Origin of the sequence: Salinisphaera sp. PC39 (assembly GCF_040361335.1) — a bacterium.
GTDB lineage: Bacteria > Pseudomonadota > Gammaproteobacteria > Nevskiales > Salinisphaeraceae > APNM01.
This window is the reverse complement of sequence record NZ_APNM01000004.1, coordinates 163,858-189,830: the sequence shown is the minus strand read 5'-3', so window position 1 is coordinate 189,830 and position 25,973 is coordinate 163,858. Positions and strand designations below refer to the sequence as shown.

Sequence of the window (25,973 nt, the reverse complement as noted above, 5' to 3'; positions counted from 1 at the left end):
TGTATTCCGGGCCAGCCGAGACGGTTGTGATAGCCACGGCCGCTTTGGGGTGCCAGGGATGATCGTAGTTCGAGAATCGCCGTTATCGGTTGATTTGGGTCAATCCGGATTACACCGGGATCAAGTCCGGGACGGATTTCTCCGCGGTTACGGGGGTGGCTGTCGAGTCGGCTGGAACAACGGACGTGTCCGGCGGATGATCGCCATGAGAAAGCCCCGGGCGTACGGCCCGGGGCGGAGAGCAAGACCGGCGACGATCGTCAGTTGCCGCTGTTGCCGCCGGCGCCGCGCTGGTCCTGGTATTCCCACATGTGACGCATCATGTTGTGCATCTCGTTCATGCGGTTTTCCATGTGTTGCATGCGCTCCTGCTGGGTGGCGTTGGGACCGGGGCCGGACCGGTTGTCGAGATTGCGCATGCCCTGCTGGATGCGGTTGTGGTACTCGTTCATCAGGCGGCGGCGTTCGGCCGGATCGTCGGTCTGGTGAATCCGGTCGCGCAGCCGGTCCATGTCCTGCATGCGGTCGCGGGCCTGGTCGCCGGACTGCATGCCCTGGCCCTTGCCGCCCATCATGCCCTGACCCGATTGCATGCCGGCGCCCTTGCCGCCGCCCTGCTGGGCGAGTGCCAGGGGCGAGATCGCCATGATGCCCGCGAGCAACGGGATACCGAGCCAAAGAGAGAAACGGTTCCGGGTCTTACATTCCGTTTTCATGAATGCCTCCATTGTCATCGTGGTCGAAGGTATCCCTATCGCAGCATGAAATCCGGCATGCGATCCTGATCCAGATCAATCCGGACGGCGCCGGGCGGCGGCCTCGGGGGTGGGGGTGCGCGGCTGCCGTCCCGATCCGGGTCAAGCCGCGAATTGGATTATCCTGTACCCCGCGACGAGGCATCAGACGACCGCAGCAGGCAGATCATGGACCCGACCCCGGACAAGCGTATCGACCGCGTGCTGGTCGCCACCGACCTTTCCGCGCACGGTGACCGGGCGCTCGCCCGGGCGGCCGCGTTGGCACGGGGCTGCGGCGCGGCGCTCGCGGTGGTGCACGCGGTCGAGCGAGAGTCCGCCAAGGCCGGGGCCGAGAGCCTGATCCGCGAGCAACTCGCCGACCTGCCGGATTCGATCGCTTCCGAGGCAGCGGTGCGGCTGGGCGCGGGCGAGGCCCACGAGGTGATCGCGGCGGCCGCCGACGACCTGGAGGCCGATCTCGTGGTCCTGGGCCGGCATGCCGACGAGGGCATCGCCGACCTGTTCCGGGGCGGCACCGCCGAGCACGTGATCCGTCGAGTCCGCGGTGCCGTGCTGCTGGCGCAGGCGCCGGCGGCCCACGTCTATCGCCGGGTCCTGGTCGGTATGGATTTCTCGACCGCCTCCCGCCGCGCCCTGGCCGTCGTCTCCGGTCTGCTGCCCACGGCCGAAGTCACGCTGGTGCACGCCGGTCGGCCGGGCGCTGCTGACTGCGATCCCCTGGCGGAAACGTTTCCGGGCGTCGGACATGTCATCCGCGAGGGCGACAGCCGCAGCGTCCTGCGTCAGGAAGTCCGCGACCGGGAGGCCGACCTGTTGGTGATCGGCAGCCACGGCCGCGCCGGCATTGCCTATGCCCTGCTGGGCAGCGTGGCCGAGGATCTCCTGCGGGATCCGCCCTGCGACGTGCTGGTGGTCAAGCCCGTGCCGAAAACGGGTCCGGTGTGATATCGCCGGCACCGACGGTGGCCGGCGCCGGCGGCCGGGTCACTTGACCTCGATGCGGGTCTGTTTCTCGGGAGCGGGTTCCCGCTTGGGGACGCGAATCTCCACCACGCCGTCCTTGCTCTTGGCCTCGATGCGGTCGGCGTCCGCGTTCTCGGGCAGGCTGAAGCTGCGGGAGAAGCGCCCGTAGTAACGCTCGCGGCGGTGGTGGCGGGCGTCCTTCTCCTCGCTCTCCTGACGGCGCTCGCCCGCCAGGGTCAGCACGCCGTTCTCGGTGGTGACCGCAATATCCTGCTTTTCCACGCCGGGTAGCTCGGCGGTGATCAAATAGGCCTTGTCGGTCTCGCGGATATCCACCGCCGGGCTCCACTCCTCCTCGCCGGGGAAGCGCATCGCGCCGCGACCGGTGCGCCCGAACAGGCTGTCCATCTCGCGCAGCGGGTTCCAGGTCATCAAATCCATGGTTGTCTCCTTGATCGGTGCCGAACAAGACCGGCCGATGCCGGATGGCGCCAGTTTTCGGTACGAATGACGGCGGCGTATTGACCTGGATCAAGACGCCGTCGGCCGGCCTGCGAAACGATGGACGGCGATGGCTTGTCCATTGGGAGGCATGTCGGCCATGGAAAGCGTATTCGAGGACCGCGTCGACGCCGGGCGGCGCCTGGCCGCGCGGCTCGCCGCGTTCGGCGGCGCGGACACGCTGGTGCTCGGTCTGCCGCGCGGCGGCGTGCCGGTCGCCTATCAGGTGGCCCGGGCGCTCGGGGCGGAGCTGGATGTGCTGGTGGTACGCAAGATCGGTGTGCCGGGTCAGCCGGAGTTCGCCATGGGCGCGATCGCCAGCGGCGGTGTCGAGGTGCTGGACCACAAGCTCATCCGGGCGCTGGGCGTCGACCGGGCGCAGGTGGACGCGGTCGTCGAGACCGAGCGCGCGGAGCTGGCGCGGCGCGAGCGGGCCTACCGGGGCGACCGGCCACCGCCGCGCGTGGCGGGGCGCACGGTGCTGGTGGTCGACGACGGCCTGGCCACCGGCGCCAGCATGCGCGCCGCCTTGAGCGCGGTGCGATCCCTCGGTCCGGCACGCCTGGTGGTCGCCGTGCCGGTCGCGCCGCGGGGTATCGAGGACCAGTTCCGTGATCTGGCCGACGAGGTCGTGTGCGTGTCCCGGCCGGCCGACTTCCGGGCCGTGGGCGCGCATTACCGCCATTTCGGTCAGACCGGCGACGCCGAGGTGCAGTCGCTGCTGGCGGCGGCACGTGACGGGGAGGCTTCGTGACCGCCCGGGTGGTCACGCCGTTCACCGCGGTACGCGATGCCGCGCTGCGGCTGTCCGGCGGCCCGGCGGACTACGATGCCCTGCTGGCGATGGCCGAGGGACGCGACTTGATCCTGCTGGGCGAGGCGAGTCACGGCACTCGCGAGTTCTACCGCATGCGCGCCGAGATCACGCGCCGCCTGATCGCCGAGGCCGGGTTCGAAGCGGTGGCGGTGGAGGCCGATTGGCCGGATGCCTACCGCCTGAACCGGCACGTCCGCGGCGGCGACGCCGCCGGCACCCTGGCGGCATTCGATTCGTTCGAGCGTTTCCCGCGCTGGATGTGGCGCAACCGCGAGGTCTACGATTTCATCGTCTGGCTGCGGGATCGCAACGCCGCCCTGGCGGCCGGGCAGCGGACCGGTTTCTACGGTCTCGATCTGTACAGCCTGTACCGGTCCGCCGACGCCGTGATCGCCTATCTGGAAGAGCGGGATCCGGCACAGACGGCGGAGGCGCGCCGCCGCTATGCCTGTCTGGATCATGTCCGGGATCCCCAGCGCTACGGCTACGAGGCGGCGTTCCATCTGCGTCCGGACTGCCGCGAGGCGGTGACGCGCCAGCTCGCCGAGCTGCGGCGGCGTCCCGATTCGTCGCTATCGGAACCGGCGCGGCCGGAGGCCGCGGACGAGGCGTTCTGCGCCGAGCGCAACGCGGCGGTCGTGCACAATGCCGAGCAGTATTACCGCGCCATGTTCGGAACCACGGTGAATACCTGGAACCTGCGCGACGCACACATGGCCGAGACCCTGTTCGCCCTGCGTGAATACCTGCGCAAGCGCGGCGGCCGCGGCCGGATCGTGGTCTGGGCCCACAATTCGCATCTCGGCGACGCCCGTGCCACGGGCATGGGCCGGGCCGGCGAATGGAACCTGGGGCAACTCGTGCGCGAGCGGGCCGGGTCGGACGCGGCCCTCTTGGTGGGCTTCACCACCTATACCGGCTTCGTCTCCGCCGCCCACGATTGGGACGGCGAGGTGGAGCGCATGCGCGTGCGGCCCGCGCTGGAGGGCAGTGTCGAGCACCTGTTCGAGCGGACCCGGCTGGACCGTTTCTTCCTGCCGCTCACCGGCGAGGCCGGCGAGCATCTGCGCGAGGCGCGGCTGGAGCGGGCGATCGGCGTGATCTACCGGCCGCGGACCGAGCGCGCCAGCCACTATTTCGATACCTGCCTGACGGCGCAGTTCGACGCGGTGTTCCACCTCGACGAGACCGAGGCCGTGGAGCCGCTGTACGAGGCGCCCCGCTGGTCGGGCCGGGACGAGCGCGACGCGCCGGAGACCTATCCCTTCGGGCTCTGAGTCCGCTCCCGTTCCAGGATCGGGCGCAGCACGAGCGGCGCGGCGGTGCAGGTCAAGGCGCTGACCACCACCATGCCGGCGTAGACCGCGTCCGGCACGATCGCGGGGCCCAGAAGCTGTGCCTGATGCACGATCACCATGGCGATCTCGGCCCGGGGGATCATGCTCACCCCCAGCGCCGGGCCGGCGCCACGGCCGTCGAGCAGTGCGGCGACGCCGCCCGCGCCGAGCAGCTTGCCGGCCGCCGCGGCCACGAACAACACTGCGCCCAGGCCCAGGCCGGCGGTCAGGGCGCCGGGTTCGATGGCCATCCCGATGCCGATGAAGAAGAAGGGCGTGAAGAATTCGTAGAGCTTGTCGAAGCCGGCCTCGCTGCGGACCGCTTCCGGGTCGCGGCTGAACAGCAGGCCGGCGAACAGGGCCCCCACCGCCAGCGAGAATCCCAGCCAGCCGGCGAGCGCCGCGATGCAGAAGCCCAGGCCCGCGACCGTGAGCATGCGCCCGGGGGCGGGCTCCAGGCGGCGCGCCCAGGCGGTGATCCGGGGCTCCAGGTAGCGCGTGAACAGATAGCAGAACGCCAGAAATCCGATCAGCTTGAGCGCGAAGGCGCCGGCCGCCGAGGCCAGGGGACCGGCGAGATCGCCGCCCCCGCCGGCCAGCACCGGCATCACCGCGAACAGCAAGGCCATCAGGGCGACGCCGGAGATGTCGTCCAATTCGGCGACGTCGATCAGCAGCTTGCCGCGTTCCGATCCCAGCAAGCCGGCATCCTCCCACACGCTGACGGAGACGCCCACGCTGGTGGCGGTCATGGCCGCCGCGATCACCAGGGCGGCGATCAGGTCCAGGCCGAGCAGGGCGTGGGCGGCGGCGAAACCGAGCGCGGCGGAGGCGATGACATCCCCGATCCAGACCAGGCTGGCGGTGGGCAGCTTCTCGATCAGGCCGCGCAGGTCGCTACGCAGGCCGACGTGGAACAGCAGCGCCACCAGGCCGAGGTTGGCGAGCAGGTCGAAGGCGGGTTGCACGTCGTCGCGCAACAGGTGCCAGCGGGTGTCCGCCAGCCGCAACAGGAAACCGAGCAACAGGAACCCGACCAGGGCCGGCACCCCGACCCGGCGGAACAGCGCCTTGATCAGCGGCGCCAGGACGATGGTCAGGCCGACCAGCAGGACCATGAGGGCATGCAGGTTGGCGACCTCGGTCATGGGACTTTCCTCGCGGGACGGTGATCGGATCGGCGCGAACCGCGATCTTACATGCGTCCGCCGTTACGGGGCGTGGCGTGCCGTCCGGGTCTTTCCCTCAGCCGCCGTCGCCGGCGGCGGCGCGGATATAGCGCTCGGGGGCCGTGCCCAGGAGCACCTGCAGTCCCGACCAGGCCGCCTGGGCCGCGGCCCGCGCGCGGGCGACCTGGTATGCCGCCGCCAGCCAGTCGCGCTGGTGGCGCAGCAGTTCCTCCAACGCCATCGCCCCGAGGCGGTGCTTTTCCTCGGCCAGATCCAGTACCTCGCGGCGCTGGGCCACTTCCTCGCCCAGCGCGGCGGCGTCGGCGACGGCGGCGTGGTAGGCGCTCTCCAGGACGCGGATGCGATGGGCGGCTTCCCGCTCGGCGGCGCGCGCGTCGGCGGCCGCGGCCTCGCCGGCGCGCGTGCCGGCGGCGCTGCGCCTTCGTGCCGACCAGTCCAGGGGGATGCTGGCCTGGATACCCAGCGCCCAGTCGTCCGGCGATTCGCCGCCGCCCTCGTACTGCGATGCCTCGGCGGTCACGTCCAGGCGCGGCAGCAGGGCGCGGCGGGCCGCGCGGGCGTCCGCGCGCGCCGCGCGCGCCCGGCTTTCGGCCATGCGCACGGGTAGGGTGTCGCCGGCGGCGGCCGGATCCCAGGCGGGCACCATGATCTCGTCGGCGGTGACCTCGGCATCGCGGCCGGCGGCCTCGGCCAGCCGCGCCCGTGCCTCGGCCACGGCGCCCTCCAGGCGGGCGGCTTCCGCGCGGTGGGCGGCCAACTCGCTGGCGACGACGCGGGCGTCGAGCTTGGCGGCCTGGCCCAGCTCGATCTGGGCCATCACCCGCCGCTCCATGCGTTCCAGCGCCGCCGCGCGCGTGCTCAGCGCCCGCGCCTGTCGGCGCAGGGCCTGCAGGTCGGCGTAGGCGGTGGCCACGCGATGCAGGGTTAGCAGGGTCTCCTGGCGCCGCAGCAGACGCGCGGCCTCGAGATCGCCCCGCGCGCGCTCGCGGGACGCCGCGATCACCCCGAAGACATCCACCGGCAGGCGGTAACGCACGCCGTAGCGGGCGAATTCGCGATCCGCGGGCAGGGCGGCGAAGTCGTAGGGCACGAACGGGCCCACGATGCGTCGGTCCTCGAAGCGCGTGGCGCTGGCGAACGCCTCGCCGCCGCCGAGATAGCGCGCGGTTTCCGCGCCCAGCGTGGCCTCGGCGGCCTCGACGCGCCGCTCGCGCGCGGCCACCGCCGGATGCGCCAGGGCGTCCTCCAGCAGGACGGCCAGCGGTTGTGCCTGTGCCGAGGCGGTCGCCACCAGCCCCGCCACCAGGCCCGCAAGGCGGATCGCGACCCGGCTCATGCGGCGTCCCCCGGCCGGCGCTTGTAGTGGTAGGCGTAGTACACGACGGGGATCACCAACAGGGTCAGCAGGGTGGACACGAAGATGCCGAAGATCAGCGAGACCGACAGGCCGCTGAAGATCGGATCGTCCAGGATGAAGGTCGCGCCCAGCATGGCCGCGACCGCGGTCAGGGCGATCGGCCGCGCGCGCACCGCGGCGGCGTCCACCACCGCCCGCTCCAGGCTCTCGCCCTCGCGCAGCCGCTGCTGCACGAAATCCACCAAGAGGATGGAGTTGCGCACGATGATCCCGGCCAACGCGATCATGCCGATCATGGAGGTGGCGGTGAACTGCTTCCCGAGCAGGGCGTGGCCCGGCAGGATGCCGATCAGGGTCAGCGGGATCGGCGCCATGATGATCAGCGGCACGCCGTAGGAGCGGAACTGGGCGACCACCAGCAGGTAGATCAGCACCAGGCCGACGGAATAGGCCAGGCCCATGTCGCGGAAGGTCTCGTAGGTGATCTGCCACTCGCCGTCCCATTTCATGCTCCAGGCATAGGGGTTGTCCGGCTGGCCGAGGAAGTGCTGGTCCAGGATGTGACCGCCGGCGACCCCGGTCTCGCCCAGGGTCGAGGCGATGGCGGCCATGCCGTACAGCGGGCTGTCCAGGCGACCGGCGGCGTCGCCGGTGACGAACACCACCGGCAGCAGGTCCTTGTGGTAGATGGTCTGGTCGCGGGTGGTCCGCTCGAAGCGGGCGACCTCGCTGATCGGCACCAGCCCGCCGCCCGCGGCCCGCACGCGCAGGGCGCCGAGCACGTCCGGGTCGGCCTTGCCGCCTTCGGTAAGCTCCAGCCGGATGGGCAGGGGGTACTTGGTGTCCTCGCGGTGCAGGTAACCGGCGTCGCCGCCGCGCAGGGCGGTGGCCAGGGTGTCGGCCACGGCGGCCTGGCTCACGCCCAGGCGGGCCGCGCGCCGGCGGTCGACCGCGACCACCAGCTTGGGCTGGGGCGCCTCGACGAAGGTGTCGACGTCGACCACGTCGTCGGTGTTCTCGAAGACCCCGCGCACGGTCTCGGCGACCCGCTGCTGGCCGGCGTAGTCGGGCCCGTAGATCTCGGCGACCAGCGGCGCCAGTACCGGCGGACCGGGCGGCACCTCCACGATCTTGACGTTGGCGCCGTGCCGCTCGCCGATGGCCTGCAGCGGCCCGCGCACGGCGCGGGCGATGTCGTGGCTGGGCCGGTCGCGCTCGCCCTTGTCCACCAGATTGACCTGGATGTCGCCCTGGTGGGGCTCGCCGCGGAGATAGTACTGGCGCACCAGGCCGTTGAAATTGATCGGCGAGGCGGTGCCGGCATAGGTCTGCCAGTCGGTGACCTCGGGTATGCCCGCCAGATACGCCGCGAGTTCACCGAGGACGCGGTCGGTGGTCTCCAGCGGCGTGCCCTCGGGCATGTCCACCACCACCTGGAACTCGGATTTGTTGTCGAAGGGCAGCATCTTCATCACCACCCACTGCATGCCCACCAGTGCGAACGAGGCGCCGATCAGTCCGATCAGGCCGGCCAGCAGCAGCACCCGCGGGCCGCGGCCCGCGCGGCCGCGCAGGAACGGACCCATCAGGGCCTGGAGGATACGGCGCAGGCGCGAGTCGGCGGCTTCCGGGTCCGCCTCGTGGCCGTGCTCGACGTTGCGGAACACCCGGCGGTAAAGCCAGGGCGTGAACACGAAGGCCACGATCAGGGAGATCAGCATGCCCATGCTGGCGTTGATCGGGATCGGCGCCATGTACGGGCCCATCAGTCCGGAAACGAAGGCCATGGGCAGCAGGGCCGCGATCACGGTGAAGGTGGCCAGGATGGTGGGGCCGCCGACCTCGTCCACCGCCGGGGGGATCGCCTCGGTCAGCGATTTGCCGCCGATCTGCATGTGGCGGTGGATGTTCTCGACCACCACGATGGCGTCGTCCACCAGGATGCCGATGGCGAAGATCAGGGCGAACAGCGACACCCGGTTGAGGGTGAAGCCCCAGGCCCAGGAGGCGAACAGGGTGATCGCCAGGGTTACCACCACGGCCGCGCCGACCACCACGGCCTCGCGCCAGCCCAGCGAGATCAGCACCAGCAGCACCACGGCGGTCGTGGCGAAGATCAGTTTCTCGATCAGCGTGACCGCCTTGTCGTTGGCGGTCTTGCCGTAGTCGCGGGTGACCGTGGCATGCACCGATTCCGGGACCACCGTGCCGTGGAGCTGCTCGAAGCGCTCGAACACGGCGTCGGCGATGTCGACGGCGTTCTCGCCGGGCTTCTTGGCGATCGCCAGGGTCACGGCCGGCTGCGAGGGTGTCGCCGGCAGATCCTTGGTCTCGCCGCCGGCGCCGACGCCGAAGCGCACATAATGGGCGGGTTGGTCGGGCCCGTAGCGGACTTCGGCGACGTCGCGCAGGAACACCGGCGCGCCCTGCCGGCTGCCGACCACCAGATCGGCCAGCTCCCCCGGCGCCGACAGGAAGGTGCCGGCCTGGACCAGGACCGCCTCGCCGCCGTCGACCACGGTGCCGGCGTCGCGGGAGACATTGGCCGCCGCCAGGGAACGTTTCAGGGCCGCCAGGTCGATGCCGTGGCCGGCCAGGCGCTGCGGGTCCAGGAGTACATGGGCCACGCGTTCGGGCGCGCCGATGGGGATGATGTCGCGGGTGCCCGGCACCCGTTGCAATTCGGTGGCGGCGCTGTGCGCCACCCGCGCCAGCTCGTGGGCGCCGATGGCCGGGTCCTCGCTCCAGAGGGTGATCGCGGCGATGGGGACGTCGTCGATGCCCTTGGGCTTGATAATGGGCTGGCCCACGCCGATATCCGGCGGCATCCAGTCCTGTTCGGAGTAGAAGGCGTTGTAGAGACGCACGATGGTGTCGCGGCGTTTCTCGCCCACCTCGAACTGGACCGTGAGCATGGCCATGCCGGTCCGCGAGGCGGACATGACGTGCTCGACCCCCTCGATCTCGGCCAGGATCTGTTCGGCCGGGGTGGTCACCATGGTGGCCACCTCGCGCGCCGAGGCGCCGGGGTAGGGGATGAACACGTTGGCGAAGGTGACATCGATCTGCGGCTCTTCCTCGCGCGGGGTCACCAGTACGGCGAAAAGCCCGGCGAGCAGCCCGACCAGCGCCAGCAGCGGCGTGATCTCGGTGGTCAGGAAGCGCGCCGCGATACGTCCGGAGATGCCCATGCGGCGTTCGCTCATCGGGCCGCCGCCTGCTTGGCGCGGGCGATGCCGGCGGCGATCGGGTCGAGAGCGACGCGTTCGCCCTCGGACACGCCGGCCAGAACCGGCAGGCGGCCGTCGGCGCGCGGTTCGTCCAGGCGCACCTGCCGCAGCGTGACGCGGCCGTCCTCGCCGACCACGTACACGGCCACCACTTCGCTGCGGCGGACCACGGCTGTCGCCGGCAGTAGCAGGCGTCGCGTCTCGCCGCGCACGAAGGCGATCTTCACCAGCGTGCCCGGAAACACGCCATGGTCGCCCTCGGGCAGGCGCACCAGCACGCGGAAGGTATGGGTCTGCGGGTCGGCGCCCGGCGGGATGCGCAACGAGGCCGCGGGCACGCTGGCGCCGTCCGGCAGGATCGCGCGCGCGCTGCGGTGCTCGCGCAGCGCCGCGATGTAGGACTGCGGGATGTCCACGACCGCGCGCAGGTGTTCCAGCGAGAGCCCGGTCATCAACGGTTGGCCGACGGTGGCGGTCTCGCCGAGCTCGACGTGGCGTTCCAGCACCACGCCGCTATAGGGCGCGCGCACCACGGTATGCTCCAGGGCCTCTTGCGCCCCGCGCACGTCCGCCTCGGCCGCCGACACCCGCGCCTTGGCCGACTCGTACGCGGCCACCGCGTTCTCGAGTTGGGCCTTGGCGATCAACTCTTTCTCGTACAGGGCGCGGGCCCGGCGGTAGGTCTCGGCCACCTCGGCGAGACGCGCGCGGGCCTCGTCGAGCCCGGCCTGCGCCGCGCGCAGCCTTGCCTGCTGGGAGGTGTCGCGGAAGCGCGCGATCACTTCGCCCTGCTCGACATAGTCGCCGACGTCGAACGGCAGCTCGGTGACCCGGGCATTGACCTCGGAGGCCACCGTGGAACGGTTCAGGGCTTCCAGGTTGCCGTCGAAGGCGACCTCGTCGACCACCGTTTCCGGCGCCAGGGTGACGGTTTCCAGCCCGGTTGCCGGCACCGTGGTGCCGCGGTCGGCGGGCGGTGACTCGCCGCAGCCCGCGGCCAGGGCGGCGGTCGCCGCGGCGAGGATCAGGGCGGGCACTCGCATCGCGATCAGCCGGTCCGGCCGCCCCGGAAGGCGGCGCCCGGCGCCACGCCCAGGCGCGCCAGGATGCGGGCCATGGGGCAGAAGCCGGTGAACGAGGCCTGCAGCATGTTGGCGCCGACGAAGGCGGTCAGCCACAGCCAGTAGGTGCTGTGGAAGTAGGCCAGCAGCAGCGATATCAGCACCATGATGCCGGCCACCCGGAACACCAGCGTGTCGATGTTGACGTTGCTCGAGGTCATTTCGCGATCCTCCGTGCTAGATGGCCGGGCCGGCCGTGCCGTGACGGCGCGTCGGCTCCGGAGTCGGCTATGAGCCATTGCGATCGATTCTGCCGCGTGTCCGGATGCCGCCTTTTGATCTGGATCAATACGCCCGGCCCGCCGGGGGTGCAGGCTCGTCGTCAACGACCGTCGGATCGGAGAACGGACAATGGCGCATATCGTGGTGGTGGGGGCCGGTATCGGCGGCTTCTCGGTGGCCTACGAGCTCCAGGCGGAACTGGAGGGCGGTCACGAGGTGACCCTGGTCAATCCCGTGCCGGCGTTCCAGTTCACGCCCTCGAACCCCTGGGTCGCCCTGGGCTGGCGCGAGCCGGGCCGGGTCCAGGTGCCGATCGCGGAGCATGCCGCGCGCAAGGGCATCCGTTTCCGACAGGGGACCGTGACCGGCATCGATCCGGCCGCCCGCCGGCTGGATTTCGACGCCGGCGACCCGATGAACTATGACTACCTGGTGATCGCCACCGGCCCGGAATTGGCCTTCGACGAAGTGCCGGGGCTGGGTCCCGAGGCCCATAGCCACTCCGTGTGCACCACGCCGCACGCCGTCGATGCCCACGAGGCTTACGAGCGTTTCCTGAAGGAGCCCGGCCCGGTGGTGGTGGGCGCCGTGCAGGGGGCGAGCTGCTTCGGTCCGGCCTATGAGTTCGCGCTGATGCTGGACACCGATCTGCGCCGCCGCCGGCTGCGCGACAAGGTGCCGATCACGTTCGTCACCAGCGAGCCGTATATCGGCCACATGGGGCTCGGCGGCGTCGGCGATTCCAAGGGGCTGCTCGAATCCGAGCTGCGCCAGCGCCATATCCGCTGGGTGACCAGCGCCCGCGTCGACGAGGTGGCCGCGGACGAGGTCCGGATCACGCCCCTGGACGACGAGGGCGAGCCCAAGACGCCGCAGACCCTGCCCAGCCGCTACACCATGTTCATTCCGCCGTTCCGCGGCATGCCGGCCTGGCGCGGGGTGGAGGGGTTGAGCAACCCGCGCGGGTTCATCCTGGTGGACGACCAGCAGCGCAATCCCGCCTGGCAGGATATCTATGCCACCGGCGTGTGCATCGCCATCCCGCCGGTGGAGCCCACGCCGGTGCCCACCGGCGCGCCCAAGACCGGTTACATGATCGAATCCATGAACGCGGCCATCGTCAAGAACATCGCGGCCGCCATCGACGGCGACCCGGTCACCGCCCAGGCCACCTGGAACGCCCTCTGCCTGGCCGACATGGGCGACTCCGGGTTCGCCTTCGTGGCCCAGCCGCAGATCCCGCCCCGCAACCTGACTTGGTCGAAGAGCGGGAAATGGGTCCACTGGGCCAAGATCGCGTTCGAGAAGTACTACCTGCACAAGATGCGCAGCGGCCGCACCGAGCCCTTCTACGAACGCTACCTGCTGCGTCTGATGGGTCTCGTACGGCTGGTCGGCAAATGACGGGGACGGCGATGACCAGCGTGGAAACCGTCTGCCCGGCCTGCGGGCGAGTGAACCGGGTGCCCGCCGAACGGCTGGACGCCGGCGGCAAGTGCGGCGCCTGCCGCGAGCCGCTGTTTTCCGGCCGGGTGCTGGCGCTGGAGGACGGCGGTTTCGACCGTTACCTGGCGCGCGAGCAACTGCCGCTGGTGGTCGATTTCTGGGCCGCCTGGTGCGGGCCCTGCAAGGCCATGGCGCCGGTGTTCGAGGCGGTCGCGGCGGCCACCGGCCCGGCGGCCCGCTTCGTCAAGGTCAACGTCGAGGCCGCGCCCGGGGCCGCGGCCCGCTACGGCATCCGCAGCATCCCGACGCTGATGGTGTTCAAGGGCGGGCGCCCCGTGGCGAATGCGGCAGGCGCGATGTCCGCCGAACAGCTTCGGCGCTGGGTCGCCGAGAATATCTGACGGCGACCCCGGCTCAATATTTCACGAACAGCAGCGAGCAGGGCGCGTGCTGCAACACGCGCTCCGAGGTGGTGCCCAGCATCGGTCTCAGGAAACGATGCACGCCGGAAGACCCGAGCACGAGCAGGGCATTCGGATTCTCGCCGGCGGCGTCCGTGATTGCCCGGGAGGCGCGGTCCGCCCACAGCAGGCGATGCTCGACCCGCGGCAGACCCTCGACGTTGAAGCCCTCCAGGAAATCCTCGAAGGCGTTCTCGATCCGGTTGCCGGCCGACTGCCGGGCCTCGACGCGCTCGCGCTCGTCCATGGCGACGGTCACCGGATCGCCGTCGGCGGGCGGGTGCGCCGCCCGCACGATGCGCAGGCGCGCGCTGTAACAGCGGGCGAGCTCGATCGCGGCCTTGAGGGCCTCCGCGCTGGCGCGCCGCTCGTCCACGGCGCAGATGACGGTCTCCAGCTCGGCGGGGGTGTGCGGCTTGGCGATCCAGACCGGGCGCCGGGCGTTGCGGGCGATCGCCTCGGCCTCCACGCCGGTGTGGCGGACATCCTCGCGCGCCTCCGGTCCCGCCGGCATGAAGATCATGGCGGCGTCGTCCTCTTCCGCGCAGCGCAGCACGGCGTCGGCGAGGTTGCCGTCGACGATGTGGCGCGCGGCGACCGGCGCGCCGAGGGCGTCCAGCCGCCCGGCCACCGAGTCCAGCAGACCCTCCGCCTCGCCGGGTTCGCGCGACAGACGGCGGGTGAGCAGGGCCGGGCTGTGGCCGGTATGCGCGGCCAGTGCCGCGAGCTGGTGCTCGGCCTCGTGGCCGTCCGCCGGGAATACCGGGAACAGAATCCGTCCGGTCAGGATCATCGCGCTACTCCGGGGACCTCGGAAAACCGCGTCCCCTTGGAGATTAATTGGACAGCGAGGGTTCCGCGATCTCCCGGAGTCCGTCGATATCGACGACGCGCACCGAGCGTCCCCGGCATTCGATCAGGCCCTCGCGGCGGAAGCGGGTCATCAGGCGGCTGACGGTCTCGGTGGCCAGGCGCAGGTAGTTGGCGATGTCGCGGCGCGCCATCGGCAGCCGCGCCTCGGCACCGTCGCCGCCGATCTCCAGGATGAAAGCGGCCATGCGCACTTCCGCCGGGTAGTCGCCGGCCAGGGTCTCGGCATGCACCAAGTCCCGGCTCAGGCTCCGGAACAGGTCCGTCTGCAGCGACGGGGCGTGCAGGGACAGGGTGAGCAGGCGGTCGAACGGCAGGGCGCACACCGTGGCATCCTCCATCGCCTCCACGTGGCAGCGTTGGCGGCCGCTCTCGATGCCGTCGAAGCCGATCAGGCTGCCGGGATAGTGGAAGCCGCGCACGCGCTCGTTGCCGTCGAGGTCGACGTTGTAGCTCTTGAAGCTGCCCCCGGTCACCACGTAAAGCGCGCTGAAGCGGTCGTCGCGCCAGTACAGGTGCTCGCCCGCCGCGAACCGGGCACGGTCGCCGGCGATCTCGTCGCGGGCGCGGGGCTCGAGGGAGTCGAGGGCGCAGGCGGCGATGCACTTGTCGCGCACGCGGCAATCCATGCAGGCGTTGCGGCGTACCGCGGTCTCGGCCAGAGGGCGGGACTGGGCCAGGATCTGCTGCTGCATTGTTCTCCCCGTCGTTGGCAATGCTGGACGCCAGTGTCCGGCAACGGCGTTGCGGGGAAAATTCGGAATCGCCGTAACCGGTGTACGGGGTACTACGTATGCCGGCTGCGGCGGCCCGTCATGGCGCGGCGCAGCCGCCGGTGCCATTCGCCGCGGCCGACGGTGGTCTCCAGATAATCGGCGGCACCGGCACGCATCCAGGCGACCACCTCGGCCACGTCCGGATCGCCGCCGTAGAGTACGACCGGTATCGTGGGCGGGAGACCGGCGATGGTCGGCACCGTTGCCAGGTCCGAGTGGAGCAGCACCAGGTCCGGACGCAGGGCGTCGATCTCGCCGATATCCGCCACGGGATGGACGGCGTAGCCGAGCGCGGCCAGGGCCGCGCCCGCGTCGGGCGTGGCGTCCGCCGCCGCCAGCAACGCGAGCCGTGCCGTGCCGGCCGTGTCGCCGGCGAGGCCTTGCGGCTCCGATCTGGGTAGATATTCCGCCGGGATCAATGTCGCTCCGGGAAACCGATCTTCGCGGCCATGTTACGGCCGGACGATCGCGGCCGGAATACGCAAATCTACTTACGGATCGCCGGTCTATGACGCCTGCGTCAGATCGCCTTCCTCGGCCAGCCGCAGCAGATCGGTGAGGGTGCGTGCCTCCATCTTGGCCAGCACGCGCGACCGGTGCAGCTCGACCGTGCGCGGACTGATCCCGAGTTCGATCGCGATCACCTTGTTGGCGGTACCTTCGATCAGATAGCCCATGATTTCCCGCTCGCGCTCGGTGAGCGACTCGTGACGTTCCCGGATCTCGTCGCGCCGGCGGTTGCCGGCACAGCGGTGACGATGCGTGTCCAGGGCTTCCTGGACCCGCTGCAGCAGCAGATCCTCGTTGAAGGGCTTCTGCAGGAAGTCCACGGCTCCCTCGCGCATGGCCGAGACCGCCATCGGCACGTCGCCGTGGCCGCTGATGAATACGATCGGGATGTCGCTGCCCAGCTCGGTCAGGCGCTCCTGGAGCTGGAGGCCGCTCATGCCCGGCATGCGTACGTCGCATACCAGGCAGCCCGGCCGGCCGGGCTGCAAATCGTCCAGGAAGCTCAGGGCGTTGGGGTAGGCGCGTGCCTCCAGGGAGATCGACTTGAACAGCAGCATCAACGATTCGCGTACCGCCTCGTCATCGTCCACCACGTGGACGATGCCGGCATCGTCGCCCTGTTGCGAAGAGGTTGCCATGACGTGAGGTGGGTCCGGACTTCCGTTATCGGAATATTCTGCCCCGCCCGCCGTCGGTCGCGCCACCCCGGCCGACGTCGGGACAAACGGACCGGTGTCAGATCAAATAGGTCGTGGCGATACCCGCCGCGCCGGCCAGCGCCAGGGGCAGGGCGGTCGAGCGCCACATCCGCGGGCCGCCGATCGCGGCCGCGATCACGCCCTTGGTCAGGGTGTTCACCGCGGCCGAAAGCACGATGGCGCGCCGGGCCACCTCGGCGTCCAGGTCGCCGCCGGCGGCCCGTGCCAGCGCCAGCGTGATGGCGTCGACATCGCTCAGGGCCGCGATCGCCGCCACCAGATACACCCCTTCGTCGCCGAAATGGATCCGGCCGTAATGGCTGAGCAGCATGACGCCGGCCAGGAGCACGCCGAACTGAAGCGCGGTGCGCAACTCGAACGGGTTGGCGAGGGTCCGCGCGACATCGCCGGGGCTGTCGCTCCGGCCCGGGCGGCGCCACAGCAGCGCCGCCGCCGCGACCGCCGCCATGACGACCAGGGGCGCGGTCAGCGCCGGGGTCAGCGACGGGCGCACCAGCGCCGTCTCCACCCAGATGCGCGGGAACATCATCGCGCAGGCGAGCAGGATGCCGGCGCTGAGCGGCGCGTGCAGACCGGCCGCCCGCCGGTGCAGACGGGCGAAACTGAGCGTCAGCGCGGTGGACGAGGCAAGACCGCCCAGGGCCGCGGTGAGCATCAGGCCGCGGCCGGGGCCGGCCAGGCGCATGGCGAAGTAGCCGGTGGAGGACAGGGCCGCGATCAGGACCACCAGCCACCAGATCTCGTAGGGATTGAGAACGCCGCCGGGGCCGTAGCCGCGATCCGGGATCAGCGGCAGTGCCACCAGCGAGATCAGGAGCAGCTTGAACACCGCCCGCAGCTCGTCCTCCGATATGCGCTGCAGGGCCGCGTGCAGGCGCGGCTTGGAGCCCAGTATCAGACCGGATACCACCGCCGCGGCGGTCGCGACCTCGGCATGTCCGGCGACGGCGAGCGCGCCCAGCAGGAAGGTGAGCAGGGCCGCGACCAGCGTGGTGATGCCGGCATCGCGGTCGCGCAGCGATTCCAGGGCGTGCGCCACCAGCAGGATCGCGGCCAGTGCCGCGAACGCCACCGGCAGTGTCGCGGGGCCGGCGCTGCGCCCGAGCATCTGCGCCAGCCCGCCCAGGAGGCCGATAAGCGCGAACGTGCGGATGCCGGCGATGCGCCGGCCCTCGGCGGCCTCGCGTTCGTGCCAGCCCCGTTCCAGGCCCACGAGCAGGCCCAGGGCCAGGGCGATGCCCAGTGCCCAGAGGTCCGTCAACGCCGTCGTGCTATCCATCACGGCGGCATGGTGCCGCAGCTCCGGTCAGCTTGCGAGCGCCGTGGGGCCGTTCGGGGGTGCCGGGGCGTCGGCGAGCAGGCGGCCGACGAGCCGGGCCGCGCTCTCCAGGCGGTTCCGGTCCGCCTCCTGCCAGGCGCGACCGCCGCGCTCGCGCAGCACCAAGCGGCCGACCGGCCCGTCGGCGCCGGGGATGGCGGCCGACACCGACCACGGCAGGGCGTAGGCCGCTGCCGGTGGATCGCCCGCGGCGCACCGGCCGGTGATCACGCTCTGGCCGCGGCGTTCGTCCACTACCTCGACCAGCGCGACGTCGAACTCGCGTGCAATCCATTGCGCGAGCCGGTCGAGCGGTGTGGCCAGGCGCATCTCGCGCACCCTGGAAACCGTGCTCTGCGGGCCATCGGTGCGATGCAGGACGGCGGGATAGGGCAGCGCGTGCATGGGGATGGTGAACATGATGGCTCTCCTTGCGTCCTCCCGCCTACTGAAACCCGCGACATGCCCGACTGCATTGATATGGATCAAATTCCGAGAATCTGACCTGCATCAAGGCCGGTCGCGGGGAGACGCGCGAGACTGCCCGCAAACCCAACAGGATCGCGTTCGATGACCAATCGGGAAGCATGCCGTCTGCGGGATATCGCCACCGGACTGGCCGAAACCCATCGGCGGGCTGCTGCGGCCTACCGCGAGATGGCGGGGCACGCCGACAGTACGCTGGCGCACTGCCTGCTGGAGTGCCTGGCCAAGCGCGAGGATCAGCTCGCGGGGGAGGTCGCGGTGCTGGCGGGCCGCGTCGATCCCGGAGCGCGCGTGCCGCGACCGGTGCCCGCCCCGCCGGAGGTGCCGCCCGTTACCGGCGAACGGCTCGATGTCGATGCCGTGATCGCGAAGGCGACCCGGCTCGAGAAGGCGATCGAGACCCTGTTGCATGCCGTGGCCTCGCCGCCCGTGCACGAGCCCGCGCTGCTGGCCGAGTTGTTCGCGATCCATCGCCGCGAACTGCTCGGCCTGGGAGCCGAGGCTAGCCGGCTGCGGCAGTCCCTGGAATGATGGGGATACGTTCATATCGAGGAGCCGGACAGCGATGACGGAACGCGCCAGCGCGGACACGTCGGCGGTCGTCCATCGTATCGAGGGCGGCGACTCGCCCGATCTCGCGGCCCTGCCGACCGCGGTGCCCGCGCCCTACGCCGACCGCGCCGATTACCGCGCGCGCATGCGGCAGTACCGGCGGCGCTTGCGGCGCCTCCAGCGCAAGCTTTACGCCGACGGCGGGCATGCGTTGCTGGTCGTGGTGCAGGGTATGGACGCGGCCGGCAAGAACGGCCTGATACGGCGCGTGTTCGGCGGCATCGATCCGGCCGGCCTGCATGTGTGGTCGTTCCGCGGCCCGGATGCGTCGGAGCTGCGCGAGGACTGGCTGCGCCGCTACCAGCGGCGGTTGCCGGTGCGCGGCGAGATCGGCGTGTTCAACCGTTCCTACTACGAGATCGCCCTGAGCGCGCGCGTGCATCCGGAATGGCTGGCGGCGCGGGGCGACGATCCGGCGGGAGCCGAGGACGACGGCTACTGGTCGGCCTACTATCGCGATATTCGCGATTTCGAGCGTTATCTCGCGAACAATCGCATCGCGTTGGTGAAGCTGATGCCGCACGTCTCCGCGACCCAGCAGCGGCGCCGTCTGGCGGCGCGCCTGGAAAGCCGCGCCAAGCAGTGGAAGCTGACCGCGGCCGACTGCGAGGATGCCGCCCGCTGGCACGATTTCGAGGCGGCCTACACGGATTGCATCCGGGCCACCGCGACGCCGGCCGCGCCGTGGTATGTGCTGCCGGGCGACGACAAGCGCACCGCCCGCCTGCTCGCCGCGGACGCGGTGGTCACGGCGTTGGAGGCGCTGGCGCTGGACTGGCCGTCGCCGGACAGCGCGCGCGCCGCCGAGTTGGCCCGGATCGAGGCCCATCTTGAGGCCGGCACCGACGAGAGGGGACATCGCCATGGATGAGTGCTACCACGAGGCGATCGAGAAACTGCGCGACCGCATGCGCGAGGCCGATCATCGCGGCCAGCCGGACGCCAACGCCTGCGCGCTGGCGACGTCGGGGGACCGCGGCCTGCCCGCCGTGCGCATGGTCTACCTGCAGTTCACCGACGACCACGAGCCGATATTCTTCGTCAACGGCAACAGCGGCAAGGGCCGGGACCTGGAGGTCAACCCGCATGCCGCGGTGTGTTTCTTCTGGCCGCAATTGCAGGAGCAGGCGATCCTGGAAGGCGGCGTGACGCCGTTGCCGGAGGCGGAGGCGGACCGTTATTGGCGCCAGCGCTCGCGCGACAGCGCGCTGGCGGCCTGGGTCTCGCGCCAGGACCTGCCCCAGGGCGACACCGAGGAAGTGCGTCGCAAGGTGCGGGAGGTCAAGCGGCAATTCGATTTCGAGAGCGTGCCGCGTCCGCGGCAGTGGGTGGCCTACCGGCTCGACGCCGAGCGCATCGAATTCTGGGTCTCCAGTTGGCGCCGCCTCAGCGGGCGCCAGCTCTATCGCCGCGACGCCGACGGCCGTTGGACCACGGCCACGCAGGAGCCGTAGTCGGGGGCTCGTTGCGCGCCGCCGCGGCGACACGTTTTGATCCAGGTCAAGGTCGCGATGCCGCGCCGGGCATAGGCTGGCGGCCGAATATTCCAGTGGAGCACTCATGACCGCGTTCTTCGACGAGACGCCGCGCATGCGCGAGTACCGGGAACGCCTGACGGCGTTCATGGACCATTATGTCCTGCCGGAGATGCCGCGCTGGCATCGCGAGGTCGAGGCCGGCTACCGGCCGCCGCCGCTGATCGAGGAGCTCAAGCCGCTGGCGAAGGACGAGGGCCTGTGGAACCTGTTCCTGCCGGGCCTGAAGGACGACGAGCCGGGATCGCGCCTGAGCAACTTCGAGTATGCGCCCCTGGCCGAGATGATGGGCCGCGTGCCCTGGTCCTCCGAGGTGTTCAACTGCAGCGCGCCCGATACCGGCAACATGGAGTTGCTGCACCTGTTCGCGACGCCCGAGCAGCGCGAGCGGTGGCTGGAGCCGCTGCTGGCGGGCGAGATCCGCTCCTGCTTCGCCATGACCGAGCCCGACGTCGCCTCCTCGGACGCCACCAACATCGCCACCGGCATCGTCCGTGACGGCGATGACTACGTGATCAACGGCCGCAAGTGGTTCATCTCCGGGGCGGCCGATCCCCGCTGCCGTCTCGCGATCGTGATGGGCGTGACCGACCCCGACGCCGAGAGCCACCGCCGCCAGAGCATGGTCCTGGTGCCGATGGACACGCCCGGCGTCGAGGTCGTGCGCAACATCCCGGTGATGAACCACGAGTCCGTCGAGGGGCATTGCGAGATGGTGTTCCGCAACGTGCGCGTGCCCGCCGCCAACCTGCTGGGCGAGGAGGGCGCCGGCTTCGCGCTGGCCCAGGCCCGACTGGGGCCCGGCCGGGTGCACCATTGCATGCGCACCATCGGCCAGTGCGAGGTGGCGCTGGAGTTGGCCTGCGAGCGTGCCCTGGAGCGCAAGGCCTTCGGCCGGCACCTGCACGAGCACGACAACGTCAGCGAGTGGATCGCCCGCTCCCGCAACGAGATCGATCAGGCGCGGCTGTTGGTGATGAAGACCGCCTGGTTGCTCGACCGCGGTGGCAACAAGGCGGCGCGCAAGGAAGTCGCCATGATCAAGGCGGTGGTGCCCGAACTCCAGAACCGCGTGGTCAATCGCGCCATGCAGGTGTTCGGCGCCATGGGCCTGTCCGCGGACACGCCGCTGGCGGCCTTCTGGACCCTGGGCCGGGTGCTGCGCATCGCCGACGGCCCGGACGAGGTGCATCTGCGTACCATCGCCCGCCAGGAGATACGCGCCGCGCGCGAACGCTTCGGCACCGGCGAATCCTTCCTCATGGCCCCGGAGAAGCTGGCCCGCGCCCGCGGCGTCGGCGGGGGCTGAGTCCGGCGCCACGTTCTCGGTTTTCCTGCGTTCCGGCGCCGACCAACCTGCCCTCGCTCGTGACGTTGTGCAGAGGTTTCGTTCCCTCTGTGCGCCTCCGTGGTCCATGTTCTTGCCGGCCGCTTGCCGAGGCGCCGCTTTCCACCGTCATGATCCTCGGCAGGGGGATGCCCGCTTATCCCGGTTCACAGGCTTTGGTTGGCGGAGCTGAAACCACAGAGGCGCACGGAGGCGCACAGAGGTTCTTGATGGGCGCCTTGGATCGTGCCCGGGGCAGACTTTCGTGCCGGATCCGTCATCCGGACCATCCCCGGCCTGACGAACGTCGCCCTGGGGCCCGGATAGCCGCTGCCGGGGCTTCCGGGACAACAGTCAGTTTCCTCTGTGACCCTCTGTGCGCCTCTGTGGTCCATGTTCTTACCGGCCGTTTGCCGAGGCGCTTTCCGCCGTCGTGCTCTTCGACAGGAGGATGCCGGGAACGCTTCGCTTATCGCGGCCTACGGGCTTTGGTTGGCGGGGTATGAAACCACAGAGGCGCACGGAGGCGCGCAGAGGTTTTTGAGGGGGCTCTGGATCGAGTCCGGGGCAGGCTTCTTTGCGGCGTCCGGGACGACAGTCATTTCCCTCTGTGTGCCTCCGTGCGCCTCTGTGGTTAATTTTCTGGATGGCCGTTTGCCAAGACGCTTCCGGCGAGTCGCCGGGGATACCGGGAACGCTTCGCTTACCCCGGTCCATGGTCTGCGTTCGCTCGCTACGTCTTGTAGGCACCCTCTGAGCTGAGTTGATCTGGATCAAGGATGTCCGCGCGGGCATCTATATTCTCTTGTGCTCCATTAACATGCTTTTATATTCACTAAATGAATAACGATATGACGCAATCGCCTGACGATCGGCACCACCGGGTCGTGGTGGTCGGCGGCGGCGCCGCCGGCATCGGGTTCAGCGCCGCCCTGCGGCGGCGGGCGCCGGACCTGGACATCGCCCTGATCGAGCCGTCTGACCGGCACTGGTACCAGCCGGCGTTCACCCTGGTGGGCGGCGGCTGCTATCCGCTCGAACGCACGGTGCGGGACCAGGCCGACCTGATCCCGCCCGGCGTGACCTGGATCCGGGCCGCCGCCGAGTCCTTCGACGCCGATAGCCGGGCGGTGATCCTGGCCGACGGGCGCCGCGTCGGTTACGACCGGCTGGTGCTCTGCCCCGGGTTGCAGCTCGACTGGGACGCGGTCGAGGGTCTGCCCGAGACGCTCGGGCGCAACGGCGTCGCGAGCAATTACGATCCGGCGACCGCGGCCTACACTTGGGACTGCCTGCGCGATCTGCGTCACGGGCGGGCGCTGTTCACGCAGGCGCCCATGCCGATCAAGTGCCCCGGCGCGCCGCAGAAGATCGCCTACCTGGCCGCCGACCACCTGCGCCGCGTCGGTCGCCGGCACGCGGTGGATATCGAGTTCGCCACGGCCGGCGAGGCGCTGTTCTCCGTGCCGGCCTTCGTGGCGCCGCTGCAGGCCGTGGCCGAACGCCACGGCATCGGCTTGCGCTATCGCAAGAACCTGATCGCGGTGGACGGCGAACGCGGCCGTGCCCGATTCCGGGTCGCGGACGACGCGGGCGGCACGCGCGAGGTGGAGGAGGCGTTCGATTTCCTGCATGTCACGCCGCCGCAGAGCGCGCCGGATGTCATCAAGCGCAGCCCCTTCGCGAACGAGGCCGGTTGGGTGGATGTCGATCCCCGCACCCTGCGGCATCCGCGGTATCCGGAGGTGTTCGGGCTCGGCGACGCCGGCTCGACGCCCAATTCCAAGACCGCGGCGGCGGTGCGCTCCCAGATCCCGGTGGTGCGCGACAATCTGCTGGCCGGTCTCGACGGCGACGATGCGCCCGCGGCCTACGATGGCTACGGGGCCTGCCCGGTGACCACCGCCCGGGGCCGCGTGCTCCTGGCCGAATTCCGCTACGGCGGCGAGGTCACTCCCAGCTTCCCGCTCGATCCGACGCGCGAGCGGCGCAGCATGTGGCATTTCAAGAAGGACTTCCTGCCCTGGTTCTACTGGAACTGGCTGCTCAAGGGACGAACCTGGGATATCGGCCACCGACCGTATTGATCCAGATCAACCACGCCGGGCGGCGAACGCGCTAGCCTGCGGCCACGTTCAAGGGGATTCGACGCCGTGACCGCACAGGCCGCCTTCGATATCGATCTGATCCGCCGGTACGACCGCAACGGGCCGCGCTACACCTCGTATCCGACCGCACCGCAGTTCCGGACGGATTTCGGCGAGGCCGAGTACCGCGAGCGCGTCGCCGCCGGCAACGACGCCGGCGGCCCGTTGTCGCTGTACCTGCACCTGCCGTTCTGCGCCAGCCCCTGTTTCTACTGCGCCTGCACGCGGGTGGTCACGCGTCAGCCGGAGGTGATCGCCGGTTACGTCGACAGCCTGCGCCGGGAGATCGCGCTCCAGGGCGCGCTGTTCGACGCCGGGCGCACGGTCTCGCAGCTCGCCTGGGGCGGCGGCACCCCGACCTACCTGACGCCGGCCCAGACGGCCGGACTGATGGAGGACCTGGACAAGCATTTCGAGCTGGACACGGGGGCGGGCCGCGAGTTCACCATCGAGATCGATCCGCGCAGCGTGGACCCGGCCGCCGTGGCCCAGCTCGCCAGCCTCGGCTTCAACCGGGCCAGCCTCGGCGTGCAGGATTTCGACCGCGACGTGCAGCGGGCCGTGAACCGCGTGCAGTCCGAGCGCCAGGTGACGCTGGTGCTGGACGAGCTGCGCCGCACGGGTTTCCAGTCGGTCAACTTCGACCTGATCTACGGGCTGCCGCGTCAGACGCCGGGACGCTTCGCCGCCACCCTGCGCGAGGTCCTGCTGCTGCGTCCGGATCGCATCGCCCTGTACAGCTATGCCCATCTGCCCGAGCTGTTCAAGCCCCAGCGGCGTATCCGGGCGGAGGATCTGCCGTCGCCCGAGGTCAAGCTCCGGCTGCTGGGGCAGGCGATCGACAAACTGGTGGGGGCAGGCTACGTCTACATCGGCATGGACCATTTCGCGCTGCCCGACGACGATCTCGCCGTGGCCCAGCGCGAGGGCCGCCTGTACCGGAATTTCCAGGGCTATTCCACGCACCGCGGCTGCGATCTCGTGGGCATGGGCATGAGTGCCATCTCCAGTGTCGCGGACAGTTACAGCCAGCACGACAAGCGGGTGCCGGATTATCGCGAGGCGGTGGACGCGGGCCGGCTGCCGGTGCTGCGGGGCGTGCGCCTGACCGCGGACGACCGTCTGCGGCGGGACGTGATCCAGCGCCTGATGTGCGACAGCCGCCTGGATTTCGCCGAGATCGAGCGCCGCCACCATATCGTCTTTCCGGACTATTTCGCGGACGAGCTGGATGCCCTGATGCCGATGGACGAGGACGGCCTGGTCGCGGTGGACGAGGGCGGCATCGACGTGCTGCCCCGCGGGCGGCTGCTGCTGCGGGCCATCGCGATGGTGTTCGACGCCTACCTGGCGGCGCCGGCGCAGCCGGCGCGGTTCTCGCGGGTGATCTGACACTCGCCTGACACGATGGGCGTCCAGACTGGGGAACGCCGGGTGGGTTCCGGTGTCCCCGTTGACGGAGACGGTGCGTCCCACCGACGGTTTCGGGAATAGACATGGAGACGGCCATAACGGCACCGCAACGCATACGGGAAGAGATCGCCAACGCCGTGACCCACGGCATCGGCGTGCTGCTCAGCATCGGCGGCGGCGCCACCCTGGTGACCCTGGTCGCGATCTACGCCGGCGCCCGCGAGGTCGTCGGCAGCCTGGTGTTCGTGATCAGCCTGGCCCTGCTTTACTCGGCCTCGACCCTCTATCACGCCATCCCGCACCCGCGCGCCCGGCACCATCTCAAGGTGCTCGATCATTGCGCGATCTACCTGCTGATCGCGGGGACCTACACGCCGTTCACGGTGGCCGCGCTGCGGGGCGGACTGGGCTGGTCGCTGTTCGGCGCGGTCTGGGGCCTGGCCCTGCTGGGGATCGTGTTCAAGCTGTTCTTCACCGGCCGCCTGCGGGTGCTGTCCACCGCCGCCTATGTCTTCATGGGCTGGCTGGCGGTGATCGCCTTCGTGCCCATCAGCCGCGAGCTGGAGCCGGCCGCGCTGCAGTGGCTGATCGCCGGCGGCGTCGCCTACACGGCCGGCACGTTCTTCTACCACAACGAGCGCCTGCGCTATTCGCACGCGGTGTGGCATCTGTTCGTGCTCGCCGGCAGCATCTGCCACTTCAGCGCGGTGGTGGCGCAGTTCGTGGTGCCGGCGGTAGCGGCTGCCTGACGGCGGATGCGGGCCGGCGAATCGCAGGCATCCACGGATGACGCAGATTTCACTGATTCCAATACGTTGCGTTCTTGGCCTGCGTCCATCCGCGCAATCCGCGGGTTA

General features: G+C 70.3%; 25 protein-coding genes. 12 read left to right on the top strand and 13 right to left on the bottom strand.

Translation table 11 applies throughout. The features are described from left to right. Positions 1 to 260: 260 nt before the first annotated feature. A complete protein-coding gene (locus tag PC39_RS05915) occupies positions 261 to 716 on the bottom strand; it encodes a hypothetical protein (protein WP_353252439.1) in 456 nt (151 codons plus the stop codon). A 207-nt stretch (positions 717 to 923) separates the two neighbouring features. Between PC39_RS05915 and PC39_RS05910 the strand changes: the two genes are divergently transcribed. Beyond that, positions 924 to 1,703: a universal stress protein gene (locus PC39_RS05910; protein WP_353252438.1), complete on the top strand. Its 780-nt coding sequence runs from the start codon at positions 924 to 926 to the stop codon at positions 1,701 to 1,703. Between the two features lie 39 nt (positions 1,704 to 1,742). Here the strand turns inward: PC39_RS05910 and PC39_RS05905 are convergent, their stop codons facing one another. Then, entirely contained in the window at positions 1,743 to 2,162 is a 420-nt protein-coding gene (locus PC39_RS05905) for an Hsp20/alpha crystallin family protein (protein ID WP_353252437.1), read from the bottom strand. Between the two features lie 160 nt (positions 2,163 to 2,322). Between PC39_RS05905 and PC39_RS05900 the strand changes: the two genes are divergently transcribed. Beyond that, entirely contained in the window at positions 2,323 to 2,976 is a 654-nt protein-coding gene (locus tag PC39_RS05900) for a phosphoribosyltransferase (protein ID WP_353252436.1), read from the top strand. 89 nt (positions 2,977 to 3,065) lie between these two features. Further along, positions 3,066 to 4,316, top strand: a complete 1,251-nt coding sequence (locus tag PC39_RS05895) for an erythromycin esterase family protein (RefSeq protein WP_502950854.1) — start codon at positions 3,066 to 3,068, stop codon at positions 4,314 to 4,316. Here the strand turns inward: PC39_RS05895 and PC39_RS05890 are convergent. The 5 genes from PC39_RS05890 to PC39_RS05870 form a co-directional block, all read right to left on the bottom strand. Then, entirely contained in the window at positions 4,298 to 5,524 is a 1,227-nt protein-coding gene (locus PC39_RS05890; RefSeq protein WP_353252434.1) for a cation:proton antiporter, read from the bottom strand. The genes PC39_RS05895 and PC39_RS05890 overlap by 19 nt on opposite strands. A gap of 97 nt (positions 5,525 to 5,621) precedes the next feature. Then, positions 5,622 to 6,902 carry a TolC family protein gene (locus tag PC39_RS05885; protein ID WP_353252433.1) on the bottom strand — a complete coding sequence of 427 codons (1,281 nt, stop codon included), beginning with the start codon at positions 6,900 to 6,902 and terminating at the stop codon, positions 5,622 to 5,624. Continuing rightward, a complete protein-coding gene (locus tag PC39_RS05880) occupies positions 6,899 to 10,129 on the bottom strand; it encodes an efflux RND transporter permease subunit (RefSeq protein WP_353252432.1) in 3,231 nt (1,076 codons plus the stop codon). The genes PC39_RS05885 and PC39_RS05880 overlap by 4 nt, the downstream gene beginning before the upstream one ends. After that, positions 10,126 to 11,196: an efflux RND transporter periplasmic adaptor subunit gene (locus tag PC39_RS05875; protein ID WP_353252431.1), complete on the bottom strand. Its 1,071-nt coding sequence runs from the start codon at positions 11,194 to 11,196 to the stop codon at positions 10,126 to 10,128. Before PC39_RS05875 ends, PC39_RS05880 begins: the two co-directional genes overlap by 4 nt. A gap of 5 nt (positions 11,197 to 11,201) precedes the next feature. Next, positions 11,202 to 11,435: a YgaP family membrane protein gene (locus tag PC39_RS05870; protein ID WP_353252430.1), complete on the bottom strand. Its 234-nt coding sequence runs from the start codon at positions 11,433 to 11,435 to the stop codon at positions 11,202 to 11,204. A 190-nt stretch (positions 11,436 to 11,625) separates the two neighbouring features. On the opposite strand from PC39_RS05870, the gene PC39_RS05865 reads away from it, so the two are divergent. Continuing rightward, a complete protein-coding gene (locus PC39_RS05865) occupies positions 11,626 to 12,900 on the top strand; it encodes an NAD(P)/FAD-dependent oxidoreductase (RefSeq protein WP_353252429.1) in 1,275 nt (424 codons plus the stop codon). A gap of 11 nt (positions 12,901 to 12,911) precedes the next feature. Further along, positions 12,912 to 13,343, top strand: a complete 432-nt coding sequence (gene trxC, locus PC39_RS05860) for a thioredoxin TrxC (RefSeq protein ID WP_353252428.1) — start codon at positions 12,912 to 12,914, stop codon at positions 13,341 to 13,343. A gap of 13 nt (positions 13,344 to 13,356) precedes the next feature. Here the strand turns inward: trxC and PC39_RS05855 are convergent, their stop codons facing one another. From PC39_RS05855 to PC39_RS05830, 6 genes are all read right to left on the bottom strand, one after another. Further along, positions 13,357 to 14,196 (bottom strand): universal stress protein, encoded by an 840-nt coding sequence (locus PC39_RS05855; RefSeq protein WP_353252427.1) that lies wholly within the window; start codon positions 14,194 to 14,196, stop codon positions 13,357 to 13,359. A 43-nt stretch (positions 14,197 to 14,239) separates the two neighbouring features. After that, entirely contained in the window at positions 14,240 to 14,968 is a 729-nt protein-coding gene (locus PC39_RS05850; RefSeq protein WP_353252426.1) for a helix-turn-helix domain-containing protein, read from the bottom strand. A 92-nt stretch (positions 14,969 to 15,060) separates the two neighbouring features. Then, a complete protein-coding gene (locus tag PC39_RS05845) occupies positions 15,061 to 15,468 on the bottom strand; it encodes a DNA-binding transcriptional response regulator (RefSeq protein WP_353252425.1) in 408 nt (135 codons plus the stop codon). Between the two features lie 87 nt (positions 15,469 to 15,555). After that, complete coding sequence (locus tag PC39_RS05840; RefSeq protein WP_353252424.1) at positions 15,556 to 16,197, bottom strand: response regulator transcription factor; 642 nt, start codon at positions 16,195 to 16,197, stop codon at positions 15,556 to 15,558. Positions 16,198 to 16,294: 97 nt separating this feature from the next. Beyond that, complete coding sequence (locus PC39_RS05835; RefSeq protein WP_353252423.1) at positions 16,295 to 17,557, bottom strand: MgtC/SapB family protein; 1,263 nt, start codon at positions 17,555 to 17,557, stop codon at positions 16,295 to 16,297. 27 nt (positions 17,558 to 17,584) lie between these two features. Next, complete coding sequence (locus tag PC39_RS05830; RefSeq protein WP_353252422.1) at positions 17,585 to 18,016, bottom strand: hypothetical protein; 432 nt, start codon at positions 18,014 to 18,016, stop codon at positions 17,585 to 17,587. A 150-nt stretch (positions 18,017 to 18,166) separates the two neighbouring features. On the opposite strand from PC39_RS05830, the gene PC39_RS05825 reads away from it, so the two are divergent. The 7 genes from PC39_RS05825 to trhA all read left to right on the top strand — a co-directional run bounded on the left by PC39_RS05825 (position 18,167) and on the right by trhA (position 25,865). Next, a complete protein-coding gene (locus PC39_RS05825; protein ID WP_353252421.1) occupies positions 18,167 to 18,613 on the top strand; it encodes a hypothetical protein in 447 nt (148 codons plus the stop codon). Positions 18,614 to 18,647: 34 nt separating this feature from the next. Then, positions 18,648 to 19,565 (top strand): PPK2 family polyphosphate kinase, encoded by a 918-nt coding sequence (locus PC39_RS05820; RefSeq protein ID WP_353252420.1) that lies wholly within the window; start codon positions 18,648 to 18,650, stop codon positions 19,563 to 19,565. Beyond that, on the top strand, positions 19,558 to 20,148 hold the full coding sequence (locus PC39_RS05815; RefSeq protein ID WP_353252419.1) for a pyridoxine/pyridoxamine 5'-phosphate oxidase: 591 nt from the start codon (positions 19,558 to 19,560) through the stop codon (positions 20,146 to 20,148). Before PC39_RS05820 ends, PC39_RS05815 begins: the two co-directional genes overlap by 8 nt. A gap of 106 nt (positions 20,149 to 20,254) precedes the next feature. Beyond that, positions 20,255 to 21,538: an acyl-CoA dehydrogenase family protein gene (locus tag PC39_RS05810; protein ID WP_353252418.1), complete on the top strand. Its 1,284-nt coding sequence runs from the start codon at positions 20,255 to 20,257 to the stop codon at positions 21,536 to 21,538. A gap of 869 nt (positions 21,539 to 22,407) precedes the next feature. Continuing rightward, on the top strand, positions 22,408 to 23,643 hold the full coding sequence (locus tag PC39_RS05805; RefSeq protein WP_353252417.1) for an NAD(P)/FAD-dependent oxidoreductase: 1,236 nt from the start codon (positions 22,408 to 22,410) through the stop codon (positions 23,641 to 23,643). A gap of 66 nt (positions 23,644 to 23,709) precedes the next feature. Continuing rightward, on the top strand, positions 23,710 to 25,095 hold the full coding sequence (gene hemN / locus PC39_RS05800) for an oxygen-independent coproporphyrinogen III oxidase (protein WP_353252416.1): 1,386 nt from the start codon (positions 23,710 to 23,712) through the stop codon (positions 25,093 to 25,095). Positions 25,096 to 25,199: 104 nt separating this feature from the next. Beyond that, a complete protein-coding gene (trhA, locus tag PC39_RS05795) occupies positions 25,200 to 25,865 on the top strand; it encodes a PAQR family membrane homeostasis protein TrhA (RefSeq protein ID WP_353252415.1) in 666 nt (221 codons plus the stop codon). Positions 25,866 to 25,973: the final 108 nt, after the last annotated feature.